Annotated in this window: 9 protein-coding genes; 8 read left to right on the top strand and 1 reads right to left on the bottom strand. The window is 41.3% G+C overall.

Annotated features, from left to right (window positions below; all coding sequences use genetic code 11):
* Positions 1 to 209: 209 nt before the first annotated feature.
* From AC27IJ_RS04900 to AC27IJ_RS04885, 4 genes are all read left to right on the top strand, one after another.
* A complete protein-coding gene (locus AC27IJ_RS04900; RefSeq protein WP_312441760.1) occupies positions 210 to 992 on the top strand; it encodes a tRNA threonylcarbamoyladenosine dehydratase in 783 nt (260 codons plus the stop codon).
* A complete protein-coding gene (locus AC27IJ_RS04895; RefSeq protein WP_487147741.1) occupies positions 985 to 2,154 on the top strand; it encodes a rhodanese-like domain-containing protein in 1,170 nt (389 codons plus the stop codon). The genes AC27IJ_RS04900 and AC27IJ_RS04895 overlap by 8 nt, the downstream gene beginning before the upstream one ends.
* 24 nt (positions 2,155 to 2,178) lie before the next feature.
* Entirely contained in the window at positions 2,179 to 2,610 is a 432-nt protein-coding gene (locus AC27IJ_RS04890) for an RrF2 family transcriptional regulator (RefSeq protein ID WP_312441762.1), read from the top strand.
* Between the two features lie 141 nt (positions 2,611 to 2,751).
* Positions 2,752 to 3,543 (top strand): CAP domain-containing protein, encoded by a 792-nt coding sequence (locus AC27IJ_RS04885; RefSeq protein ID WP_312502057.1) that lies wholly within the window; start codon positions 2,752 to 2,754, stop codon positions 3,541 to 3,543.
* A gap of 453 nt (positions 3,544 to 3,996) precedes the next feature.
* Here AC27IJ_RS04885 and AC27IJ_RS04880 read toward each other — a convergent pair whose 3' ends face one another.
* Positions 3,997 to 4,812: a hypothetical protein gene (locus AC27IJ_RS04880; RefSeq protein ID WP_312502058.1), complete on the bottom strand. Its 816-nt coding sequence runs from the start codon at positions 4,810 to 4,812 to the stop codon at positions 3,997 to 3,999.
* Between the two features lie 1,027 nt (positions 4,813 to 5,839).
* On the opposite strand from AC27IJ_RS04880, the gene AC27IJ_RS04875 reads away from it, so the two are divergent.
* The 4 genes from AC27IJ_RS04875 to AC27IJ_RS04860 all read left to right on the top strand — a co-directional run bounded on the left by AC27IJ_RS04875 (position 5,840) and on the right by AC27IJ_RS04860 (position 12,390).
* On the top strand, positions 5,840 to 8,590 hold the full coding sequence (locus AC27IJ_RS04875) for a diguanylate cyclase domain-containing protein (protein WP_487147737.1): 2,751 nt from the start codon (positions 5,840 to 5,842) through the stop codon (positions 8,588 to 8,590).
* Between the two features lie 299 nt (positions 8,591 to 8,889).
* Entirely contained in the window at positions 8,890 to 9,957 is a 1,068-nt protein-coding gene (locus tag AC27IJ_RS04870; protein ID WP_312441765.1) for an SIS domain-containing protein, read from the top strand.
* Positions 9,958 to 9,983: 26 nt separating this feature from the next.
* Positions 9,984 to 11,945 (top strand): BglG family transcription antiterminator, encoded by a 1,962-nt coding sequence (locus AC27IJ_RS04865; RefSeq protein ID WP_487147735.1) that lies wholly within the window; start codon positions 9,984 to 9,986, stop codon positions 11,943 to 11,945.
* Positions 11,935 to 12,390 (top strand): PTS sugar transporter subunit IIA, encoded by a 456-nt coding sequence (locus tag AC27IJ_RS04860; protein WP_312502064.1) that lies wholly within the window; start codon positions 11,935 to 11,937, stop codon positions 12,388 to 12,390. Before AC27IJ_RS04865 ends, AC27IJ_RS04860 begins: the two co-directional genes overlap by 11 nt.
* The last annotated feature ends 8 nt before the right edge of the window (positions 12,391 to 12,398 follow it).

Genomic DNA, 12,398 nt, shown 5'->3' with positions numbered 1-12,398 from the left:
TGTTAAAACCCTAAAAATAGCAGGCAACGAAAAGCCACTGAGAAATCAGAGGTCCAGTAATTGTTTGCTATTTTTTTCTGCCCGTAAATCAAGAATGAAAAAGAACATAAAATCAATTGCCCAAATAAGCATTTAGAAGTATAATAATTTGAAGTGTATTTTTTATTCCTACTAAATTGATAGAAAATTAAAGAAAGAGGTTGAATCAATTGTTAAACCAGTTTTCAAGAACCCAGTTGTTATTGGGTGAAGATGCCATGGAAAAATTGATGAGTGCAAAGGTTGCTGTTTTTGGCATCGGCGGTGTGGGCGGATATGTGGTAGAAGCCTTGGTAAGAAGCGGAGTCCGTTCCTTTGTGCTTGTTGATGATGATAAGGTTTGTCTTACTAATTTAAACAGGCAGATCATAGCTACCAGAAAAACGGTAGGTAAATATAAAGTTGAAGTAATGAAAGACAGAATATTGGAAATCAATCCCGATGCCCAGGTGGAAATGCACCAATGCTTCTACTTACCGGAAAACGCGGATGATTTTGATTTTAAAAATTATGATTATGTTGTGGATGCAGTAGATACCGTCACCGCAAAGCTTGAACTGATTATGCGGGCAAAAGAGGCAGGCGTGCCGGTCATCAGCTGTATGGGTGCAGGCAATAAGCTGGATCCAACAAAATTTGAAGTTGCGGACATTTATAAAACCACCATGTGTCCCCTTGCAAAGGTCATGCGGAGAGAGCTTAAGAAAAGAGGCGTAAAGAAGCTTAAGGTTGTATATTCCACAGAAAAACCTACAAGGCCCCTGGAAGATATGTCCATCAGCTGCAGGACAAACTGTATCTGCCCGCCGGGAGCCAAGCATAAGTGCACGGAACGGAGAGATATTCCCGGAAGCGTAGCCTTTGTTCCTTCTGTGGCAGGGCTTATCATAGCCGGAGAAGTGATCAAGGATCTCTCTCTAAATGGAAAGATTGGGAGGCAATCACATGTTTGACGGCAAAATAGCTCATGAGCAGGATCTATCATTGGAACAAATGAAGCAAATGAGCCCGGAGGAATATGTGCTTGTAGACGTCAGAGACCAGACGGCGTATAACCATGGATTTATACCGGGAGCCTTAAATATAGAAAAAGAGGCATTGTTAAACGGAAATACTTCCCTTCCAAGGGACAAAAAGATCATATTGTATTGCTTAAAAGGGATCATCAGTGAAGAGGCTGCAGTTCATCTGTCAGAAAAGGGATATGAAGCATATAATCTTCGCGGCGGCTATGGGGAATGGCTGCTTCGTGCCATGGAGAAAGAGGACAAGGGAAAAGAACGCCTGGAAGAGATAGAAAAGAGTATCAGGAAGAAATTCCATAAGGAGTTGTTCAGCAGATTTGCAAAGGCTGTCAATGAGTATGAGCTGGTAAAGGAAAACGACAGGATTGCCGTCTGTATTTCAGGGGGAAAGGATTCCATGCTCATGGCAAAGCTGTTCCAGGAATTAAGGCGGCACAATAAATTTCCTTTTGAGCTGGTTTTTCTTGTCATGGACCCAGGCTACAACGAAACCAACCGGCAGGTAATCGAAAGCAATGCAAAGCTTTTGGATATTCCCATCACCGTATTTGAAACCCAGATTTTTGACGCAGTTTATGACGTGAAGAAATCCCCGTGCTATTTGTGCGCCAGAATGAGAAGGGGATATTTGTACAGCAAGGCAAAGGAACTGGGCTGTAATAAGATCGCCCTTGGACATCACTATGATGATGTCATTGAAACGATTCTGATGGGAATGATGTACGGAGCACAGATCCAGACCATGATGCCCAAGCTGCACAGCACGAATTTTGAAGGAATGGAACTCATCCGCCCCATGTATCTCATACGGGAAGATGATATTAAGGGCTGGAGAGATTACAATGATCTGCACTTCATTCAATGTGCATGCCGGTTTACGGATACCTGCACGACCTGCAGGACCGACGGCAGCACCGGATCTAAGAGAATGGAGATAAAGAACTTAATCAGCCAGTTAAAGGAAGTCAACCCATATATTGAAAGCAATATTTTTAAGAGTGTGGAAAATGTAAATTTAAATACCATAATTGCTTATAAAGAAAATGGAAACGTACATCACTTTCTGGACGGTTATGATTTGGACACATAATAATGAATCTGGAGGCTGTTTCTTATGAAGATTTCAACGAAAGGCCGCTATGCGGTCAGGCTTATGATAGATCTGGCGGAACATAATCATGGAGAATTTATTCCTCTCATGGATATTGCAAAGAGACAGGAGATATCGGAAAAATACTTAGAATCCATTGTTTCGATTCTGAGTAAGAGCAATCTGCTCATTTCCCTGAGAGGAAAGGGCGGCGGATATAAGCTGGCGAAAAACCCGGAGGAATATACCGTAGGCAGCATATTAAGGCTTACGGAAGGATCTCTTGCTCCTGTTTCCTGTCTGGAAGGGGATGTGAATAACTGCACAAGAGCCTGTCATTGCCGGACACTTCCCATGTGGGAGGGGTTCAATAAGCTGATCAATGATTATTTTGACGGAATAACCATAGCTGATCTGGCTTCCAGCAGCGATTATGGAGACGATTATATGATATAAAAATCAAACGGAAGAGAGTGCCAAAAGAATTCCCAATTATTTCCACTGGAAAAATGGAAACAAGAGTGTTATCATATATTTGTAACATAAATGAAATACAAACGTAACACAAATGTAACAATTTCAAAGGAGGCAAAAGAATTGAGAAAACTAACGGCACTTGGAATGATTACACTTACTTTAACGAGTATGATACCACTGACAGCTAGCGCGGCGGTGGCAAGACCTTACAGCCAATGCAACAATGGAAGAAATGTGGTAACAGTGAGCAAGAACTGTAATTTAGATGATTTAAAGTCCAGATTGCAGCAATTAGGAGTTGATGGAAATAACGTTGACTGGTCTAAGCTCATCAATAACGGTAATGCAGGCAAGAATTGTAATAATGGCAATAATGGCAATACCGGAAATAATGGCAATACCGGAAATAATGGCAATACCGGAAATAACGGCAATACCGGAAATAACGGCAATACCGGAAATAACGGTAACGGCGGTACAGACAACAACACGAACCCAGGCACGAACCCAGATGACTCAACTGACAATACAACCAATAAGTCTTATACCCAGCAGGTAGTAGACCTTGTAAATGCAGAAAGAGCAAAGGAAGGACTTGCACCTCTTACCATTGATCCTAATGTGGAGAAGGCTGCAACAGTAAGAGCCAAAGAAATACAGTCAAATTTTGACCATACACGTCCAAACGGAAGCTCATTCTCAACTGCTTTAAAGGAGCAGGGTGTGAACTACCGCGGTGCAGGCGAAAATATTGCCTGGGGACAGAAAACTCCTCAGGATGTCATGAACTCCTGGATGAACAGTGCAGGCCATCGTGCAAACATCATGAATAAGAGCTATACACATATCGGTGTAGGCAATATACAGAACGGCTCAGGAACACAGTACTGGGTACAGTTATTTACATATTAATGGTATAAATGCCTTGTGGAATGCGATAAAATAAGGATTTACAAGGGATTTACAAACAAAAAAGTGGATAGTGGCTACCATTTGACAACCCTTTTCGTAGATGTTGTCAAATGGTAGCCACTTTTTCGAATATATCCACGCTCCTAGAAAAGTTTACAAACACAAAAAGGCACCCGCCACAACTGGCGGATGCCCCAAATTTCTAATGGGGTAGTGATTCCTACCGGATCTCCCTGCTTTAAATCTTTATTTTGTTACCAAACTAATCCTTAAAAATAGTTATCATTACCTCTACAATAATTCCAATCAAAATAACAAGAACAATAGTTCCAAATTCAGATTTTATAATATTTAACCAAGAAGCATTAGTTTTAACTCTTTCTCCAATAATTATTACTAAAATTATTGCAATACAGCCCAAATTGTTAATAATGAATTTTTTGATATTACCACCTAATCCTTATAATCTTTTGCATATACAGTAGTTGTAGCAGAACCAATTACTGTTGCGTAATTACTATCGGTATAAAATTTACGTATAGTGCGTTCAACTGCACGCTGCTGCAGAGTTACATTTGGTATTTTAGTCCATCTGAAAGAGACATTTTCTATCACATAAGTCCTTTTAACATTTTCTCTAACAATATAATTTACTATTGCGGATATAGCAGTAACTGCTATTTTAGCATATGGGTTAATGTTCGCAACTTTTACAATTGCAGTAATTGTTGCTGTAACAGCCGTGGTAGTTGTTCCAGTTATACTATAAGAATATTTAAAAGATCCATAATCCTCATAAGTATTGCTTACCGGCCAGCCATCCCATGTCCCTCTTGGGGTAGGTGTATTTATAAGCTCAGATTTATTACTGCTATTAAGATCTAAAACGTTGGTTGTTTCCTGCCCATTTTCGATAATAGTTGTAGTTACCACATTATTGGCTACGTTGACAATTTCACGCCGAATAAGCGTTTCCTCTTGATTTTTTCCAATTTTAAAAATTGATGAATGAGTATAAGTTAAATCACTATTGGCATTATCATATACTCGATAACTTTCACCATTCTGATCATAAGTATAAATTAATTCTTTTAAACCACTTCTGGCGGAGGTAGAATCTAATAAATCCTCTATACTACCTTTTTCATAATGAATATTAGATTTTTCTCCATCGTAAACATTTTCTTGAGCAAAAGCATATGTTGCGGATGATGAGATCATTGCAATTAATAATAAAAAGCTAACAATTTTTTTTAGAAAGTTTTTCATTAGAATTCCTCCCTTATTGTAATCTTATGATATAAGCCCTCAAAATATTCAGTATCTAAATATACCATAATTTATAAACACCAATGGATTCACCCCCAATGTTTACACCCAGCGACACTTAACATCACATGGTTACTTAACTATTATTCGTACTGGCATTATACCATAATAATACTTTAATGAAATATAGTTGCAATTTTCGTAGTTTTTATCTTCCTATGTGTAAATTGCTTTTGCATTAGCCGCAACTCCTTTGATCCTCTCCTATGGCTATGCGTTACCTCTACACACCACCTTTATTGATAGTGTACTAATATGTATTAGTTATACTATCATAACCCACTTGCAATTCAATATATTAAAAATCAGCCTAAACTCATGCCTTATAACGCCGATCACAGCCTCACACCTATATTCATTTACTGGTTCATTGTCATATGTTTTTCATCAGTGCTTTTATTATAATCGCTGACACCGTCTGTATAGCACCTTCCTGATCTTCATACTTAATAAGCAGCGGCCTGGGAGCGTGGCCTGGCGTAAACAGAGCCATGCAAGCAATGGGGTATGTTTTGCCTCTTATTATTCCGCTATCAATTTTCCTTACATTAGCAAATACTCCCATTTGTTTTCCTACCTATCATAGTACTGTTCAAACCATTTAGGTACTTTTTGATTAGCTATTTCCTTTTCCTTCTCCAGTTTCCGGTAGAATCCGCAGTCTGTATGGTCTGCGCCGCAATATTTAATCATAACTACTACTTGGAGGGGAAGATGCTACCGGTATACATATGCGAAGATGAACCGAAGCAGCTCAACATTTATATCGAGCAGTAAATGATATGTTTTATATTGGTGTATATAATCACATATTAATTGACTGAACAAAATAATCCAAATCCCTAGCAGTAAATTTTAAGGGATTTGGATTATTTTGCTTGCAAAGATTTTCAGGTTGAACTTTGCATAAGAAATAGTTATACTTAATTTATGCGGGGCCAGCCAGCATGTAATAGAGGTATGAGCCATGCAGGAAAGGGTATGTTTAACCGAAGCGATCAGGAAGATGAGATTACGAAGACCACGAAAATGCATGTCGATTCAAAATGTGACAATCGTCACATTTATCTGTCTGTTCCTTTTGTCCCTTGTAACTATTGAAAAACTTGTGTTGAACAATTGGCAATCTTCCATAACCAAAGAGACTGCCGGGATGTCTGAAAAGATGAACCATGATACGATTGAAAAGGTGAATTCATTTTTCAGGGTTCCAGTTACGGCAAATGAACTAGGAAAAAAACTGATTGAAAATAAAACCATTAATTTTATTGATGAAAAGAGCCGCAACTCTTTTTTTCTTGGCATTTTAAATTCTTATGAGAAAGAGATTTACAGTTTTGTTTATGCATCGGTTGATGGAGAATACTATGGAGCCCTCAGAAATAAAAAGGGGGAACTTGAACTCATAAAGAACAATGATGAAACTGGAGGAGAAAGCTTGCATTACGCTGTAAATGCGGATTTAACAGCAGGGGCGTTAATACAAAACACCGGCTCCTTTGATCCCAGGCTGCAGGAATGGTATCAGGCGGCCAAAACAGAGAGGGGACCTTCCTTTTCTCCTGTATACAAAGACCTCATCGTGAATGATCTGGCAGTATCTGTTTCATGCCCTGTCTATGATGAAGAAGGAAAGCTTATGGGCGTTTTAGGAGCCCATATACTTCTTTCCGATATCGGCGATTATTTAAAAAACGAGGCGGCTGGTTCCAACGGTTATGTATCTGTTATTGAGGTAGGTACCCGGTATTTAATTGCAAATTCCATGGGGGAGGAAAATTATACCATAGCTAGAGGCGGGGCACTGATGAGAAATACCATCAATGGCCTTTCTCTTCCGGCCGCAAAGAACAGTTATGAGAAGTATCTTAAATCCCATGAGGAAGAATTTGCGCTGAAGATTGGAGATGCAGACTGGTATGCGAACGTACAGAAATACCGGAAAACAGGTCTTGACTGGGTCATTATTTCTGTAATTCCGGGAAGTCTTTTGACTGCGGAACTGAACCGGAATATCGGGGTTTCAGCAGAACTGGCTGTTATTGCAGGCATTCTTTCAATTGGTATCTTTTCCTTGATCATCCGAAGGCTCTATAAGCCAATCAATGGCTTACTGGCCATTGCGGAAAATATTTCTGCGGGAAATTTAGGGCAAAGGGTGGAGATCGTAAGGAATGACGAAATCGGAAGAATATCCAATGTATTTAACCGTCTGGCGGATAATCTGCTTGATATGGTCAAGCACTTAGAATGCATTGTTGAAATGCGGACCAGGGAGTTAAATAAGGCAAATGAAATATTAAAGGAGAGCCAGTCCCAGCTTCAACTCATACTGGATACCGCGGCGGAAGCCATATTTGGTACGGATTTAAACGGATGTTGTACATTTTGCAACAAAAGCTGTCTTCGTCTTCTGGGATATGCAAAGCCTGAGGAATTGCTGGGAATCGATATGTGGTCCGCTTTGGGCTGCGGTGGGCAATCTGGGGAGGCAAGTTTGAACGGAAAGCAGTTTTTTGCCGATTTTCTCAGTTCGGATAAGGCCGGAGGGGAAAAGACCGGCGTGCTAAAGCGGGCCGACGGCACCTGTTTTGATGCGGAGTACCGCGCCCTGCCCCAATTAAGGGAAGGGGAGCATGTTGGATATGTCATAACCTTTGCCGATATTACCGAGCGAAAAAAGGGAGAGGAAAAGATCCGTTTTTTAAGCTATCATGATCCCCTTACCGAACTGGTAAACCGAAGGTGTTTTGAGCAGGAGATGAAGCAGGCGGACACTCAGCAGAACCATCCGGTTTCTTTGATTTTTCTTGATTTAAACGGCTTAAAGCTTATCAATGATACATTCGGGCATACGGCCGGAGATGAATTCATTGTTAAAGTTGCCAAGGTCTTAAAAAATAACTGCCGGGAAGGGGATGTTGCTGCCCGGATCGGCGGTGATGAATTTACGGTTTTGCTTCCACGCACCTCCAGGGAAGAGGCGGAGGTCATTGCTGCAGGGATAAAAAATCAGATTGCCGGAGAAAAGGTAAACATGGTGTCATGCAGCGTTGCGGTGGGAATTGCGACAAAGATCAAGCACTGGCAGAAGATTGAGCGGATACTGGAAACAGCAGAGAACGAGATGTATAAGGAAAAGAGCATTTCTTCCATAAACTTTGGAATTCATGCGATTAACGGCATCATCACCTCTCTTCACATGAAAAGTCCATGGGAGAAAATGCACTCGGAAGAAGTCAGCAAGCTGTGCGAAAAGATCGGTACGGCCATGGAGCTTCCGGAAACAGAGATTAAGAAGCTGCGGGATGGGGCATATCTCCACGATATCGGTAAGATCACCTTAAGTGAGTCGATACTTGAAAAGACTCCGGAACAACTGACGGAGGTTGAAAGTGAGATGATGAGGCAGCATCCGGCCATCGGCTACCGAATCCTCAATCTGTCCCAGGAAACACTGGACCTTGCCAACGGAGTGTACGGACATCACGAATGCTGGGATGGTTCCGGGTATCCCAAGGGCTTAAAGGGAGAGGAGATTCCGCTTATTTCACGTATTCTATCTGTTGCAGAAGCGTATGAACGGATTTTAAACCGGGAAAAGGACCGGAAAGCGGGAATGGAAAAGGCGCTGCAGGCCATTTCAATGGCTTCCGGACAAAAGTATGATCCGGCAATCGCTGAATTGTTTATCAGCATTATGGTGGAGGATAAGTAGCACCGCCTTGGCGCACTTTACTTCACATCTGCTTGTTAATACCGGCGAAGAAAAAAATATAGATGTGAAGGGTTAAAAGGTTATCGATTTGTCAGTCGATAACCTTTTTCGACGAGAAAAGACGGTATGGAAACTGGTTAGAGGCAGAACTTTTACCACATCTGTGCCATGAAATACTGCCTTAAATCATTTTACTTTATCAGAAGTGTATTTTATAATTTGGTCAAGGGAATGAAGTAAAACCTTTAGCTAAAGTGCAACTGCTCAAACCTTAGAATATATGAATAGGAGCATAGCTTATGAAAAAAAGTATTATGTGGCGGCATATCGATCAGGAAAAAGAGATGCTGGAGCGGCTTTTGGATAGCGGTCAGGTTGGAGAATGGGCATCAAGGTGCAACCTGGAACAGATTCAAAAAGTTATTTTCATTGCTTCCGGCAGTTCTCTCAATATTGCGTCTGTGTCGGGTAAACTGTATCAAAAGCTTGCGAAAGTGGAGGTGGTATTAAAAAATCCTTTTCAATATCTTGATGAGGAAGATACGGAAAAGTCGCCGGAGAAAACCCTGGCAATCGTCATTTCTCAGACAGGAACAAGCAATGGTACAATACATGCCATGAAAGCTGCAAAAATGAAAGGAATTCCTGTTCTGGCTTTGACGGAGCGTGAGCAGACACCTATTCAGCAGCTGGGTGATTATTATATGAATTTCCTGTGTGAGCAGGAGGATTGTAATGCCAAAACAAAGGGTTACAGCAATTCGATGGTGCTTTTGTGGTTGATTGCCTTAGAGATTGGCAGAGCCAAAGGCCAGGTGGACGAAAAGACGTTTGATGCATATATGAATGAGATCAGAGCCTGTGTCATGGACATACCGGAGACTGTGGAACAAACGAAAGCGTGGATTGAAAAGAATAAACACTGGGCAATCATCGGGCACTTTCTTGTCATTGGCGGCGGTATGAATTACGGTACTGCGGAAGAGGGAATGCTGAAGTTAATGGAAACCCTTTGCATTCCGGCTTCCGTGTGTGAGACAGGAGAATTTTCTCATGGCGTACATCGGACAATTGGGTCTTCGAGTAATGTGGTTACTATAGTTACCAAAGAAAGCGGTTTTGACGATATGATGAAGATAAACCGTTATCTGGAAGGAAAAGTGGCCCGGCTGCTCATTATCGATGCTGCAGAAGGACCCAGGGCGGACAATAAGATCTGTGTGAATTTCAGGCCATTGACTGCTTCTGCCTTAAACGTGGCGGTGGTATTTCAGGTGTTGGCTGCGGCGTTGCCGGAGATTATCGGCTATGACCCGAACCGCCCTTCCAATGATGAACTGACAAGGCTGGTTGCGACAAGAAACTGATAAAAGTTTTCCTGAAAGGCGTTAATATGGACAAGTGGAAAAAGATATTGCAATTTTTAATAGAAAATGAAAAAATGGTTTCGGCTGCGGAAATTGCACAATATTTGCAGATTTCAGTTAAAACGGTGAGAAATGAACTGCAGAGGCTGGAAACATATGTTTCGGAATATCAGTGTTCTATTGTCAAAATACCTGGAAAAGGGATACGCCTGGATGGGGAAAAGAGTAACATCAGGAAATTGGAAAAGGCTTTGGACAGGCGGGAAAAGAATTGGGAAAATACGCCGGAAGAACGTCAATACCGCATTTGGAATCTGCTTCTGGGAAGCTCTAAGTGCGTCATGATGAAAGAAATCTGTGCGGAGTACTATGTGAGCAAAGCTACGGTAAATAACGATATGAAAGAACTGAACCAGCTTTTGAGCCAATATGGAGTTTCCATTGTTTATGAAAAGCAGCAGGGACTGCGCCTGGAGGGAAAAGAACAGGATATCCGCAGTGCCATGATTCATATTTTTCTGAATGTTCATATGGGAAATCTTAATGACATTATTCGGTTGGATGGGACAAAAATTCTGTACAACGAAAAAATCAGAAATATGGAAGAAATGTGGAATGTGGATTTTTCCAGTCTTGTCCACATAGTTCATGAAATTGAGGCGAAATTCCAGTACAAATTTTCATCTGAATCGGTATTGGAACTGGCAATGTATCTGGCTGTCATGCTTAGAAGGGCGGATTGTGGCTGCAATGTTTCAGTGAGCCGGGAAATCGCGGGTTTTTTATACGGCAGCGTTCAGATGGAAGTCTGTGATCAGGTGGCAGATAAGCTGGAAGAACGTTATGGAATAAGCTTGCCAACGCAGGAGCGCAAGTATTTTCTGGTGCAGATTTTAGGGGCCAGGCGTCTGCAGCAGCCTGACAGCCTGATGAAAGAAACGGATATAGGGGATAACGATATAAAAGAAGCAGTTGAAATATTCATAGAAGCGGTAGGGCGGGAGTTGGGAGTTGATTTTTGTAATAACCGACTGTTATATGAACAGCTTCGCAATCACATAAGGCCGTCTGTCTATCGGATTCTGTTCGGTTTAAATTTAAATAATCCTCTCTCGGTAAGGATTAAAGAGGAATACAGGAAAGTTTTTTCCGTTGTTTATGAAAAGACAGATATATTGAATGAGGCATTTCATGTGGTGTTTCCTGAGGAGGAAATAGCCTATGTTACCATTCATTTTGTAATAGCGCTGGAAAAACTGACACCTAAAATTCGTGTTCTTCTGGTATGTACAACCGGTTTGGGATTATCTCAGCTTATGGTGTCCAAGCTGGAAGGACAGTTTAAGAATATTGAAATTGTGGCCGCTATTTCGGCGTACGATATAGAGCATTACCGCAATGAAGATATTGATATGATTCTTTCGACAATTGAGATTGAAGAGCTGGATTGGGTAAAAACAATTGTAGTGAATCCTATCTTTTCCAGGAAGGATATCGAAAATATAACTCGGGAAATCTGCTTTTGTTCGACAAAAGGTAAGATTGCCTATCTGTTTCAGAAGCAGAATATTTATTTTCTAACGTCACTCATGGATAAAAAAGCGGCCATTGGCTTTCTGGCAGCGGCACTCGTACGCCATGGATTGGTCACAGAAGAATTCGAGGCAGGCATGGAACGGCGGGAACGTCTGGGCTCTACTTATATAGGGAATGGGACAGCAGTTGTACATGGAGAGATGGAACAGGTTCTTAGCAGTACGCTGCAGATTATGCGGCTGGAAAATCCGATTGAGTGGGGAGATGGAAATCGGGTCAACTTGATAATTAATGTTGTTTCAACGAAAGAGGATTCGATTTCTTATTCCAAAATATTCCGGGCTTTGGGAAATTATCTGGATAATGAAGATTTTTGGAAGCGGCTGAAGGCATGTGAAACACCTGAAAAGATGGCCGAATTATTGAATAAGGAGTTAGCTTATGATTATTGATAAAGGATTGGTTGAAGTGAATTTGGAAGTAAAGGATAAATATGAGGCGATTGAATGGCTGGCTAATTTAGCTGGCGTGGAAAACCGGCTCTCCGACCGTTCGGTTTTCTGCCAGAAGGTGAGGGAGAGGGAAGAACAGGTTTCAACAGATATGGGATTTGGGATAGCGATCCCCCATGGCAAGACGGATGCGGTAAAAGATCCCTTTGTCGCAGTTGCGAAGCTGAGAGATCCGATTATCTGGAATGAAGAAACAGGAAGTAAAATCGATTTGATCTTCATGCTTGGCTCTCCGGCAACCAGCGAGGATAATGTTCATCTCGTTATCATGTCAGAACTTGCCAGACGGTTGATGGACGATGAATTTTTGAAGGAAATCAGATCAGCAGAAAGACCGGAAACCATTTTAAAGTATTTTGACAATTTAGTGTCAGTTCCATACTAAAGAAAGGA

This window comes from Lacrimispora sp. YZC11 (assembly GCF_057543815.1).
This window is presented reverse-complemented; position numbering and strand designations above follow the sequence as displayed.

Excerpts from the sequence above, each read along its gene's own strand:
- AC27IJ_RS04890 (WP_312441762.1), top strand. The coding sequence starts at position 2,179 with ATGAAGATTTCAACGAAAGGCCGCTATGCGGTCAGGCTTATGATAGAT.
- AC27IJ_RS04870 (WP_312441765.1), top strand. The coding sequence starts at position 8,890 with ATGAAAAAAAGTATTATGTGGCGGCATATCGATCAGGAAAAAGAGATG.
- AC27IJ_RS04875 (WP_487147737.1), top strand. The coding sequence starts at position 5,840 with ATGCAGGAAAGGGTATGTTTAACCGAAGCGATCAGGAAGATGAGATTA.
- AC27IJ_RS04880 (WP_312502058.1), bottom strand. The coding sequence starts at position 4,812 with ATGAAAAACTTTCTAAAAAAAATTGTTAGCTTTTTATTATTAATTGCA.
- AC27IJ_RS04865 (WP_487147735.1), top strand. The coding sequence starts at position 9,984 with ATGGACAAGTGGAAAAAGATATTGCAATTTTTAATAGAAAATGAAAAA.
- AC27IJ_RS04860 (WP_312502064.1), top strand. The coding sequence starts at position 11,935 with ATGATTATTGATAAAGGATTGGTTGAAGTGAATTTGGAAGTAAAGGAT.
- AC27IJ_RS04895 (WP_487147741.1), top strand. The coding sequence starts at position 985 with ATGTTTGACGGCAAAATAGCTCATGAGCAGGATCTATCATTGGAACAA.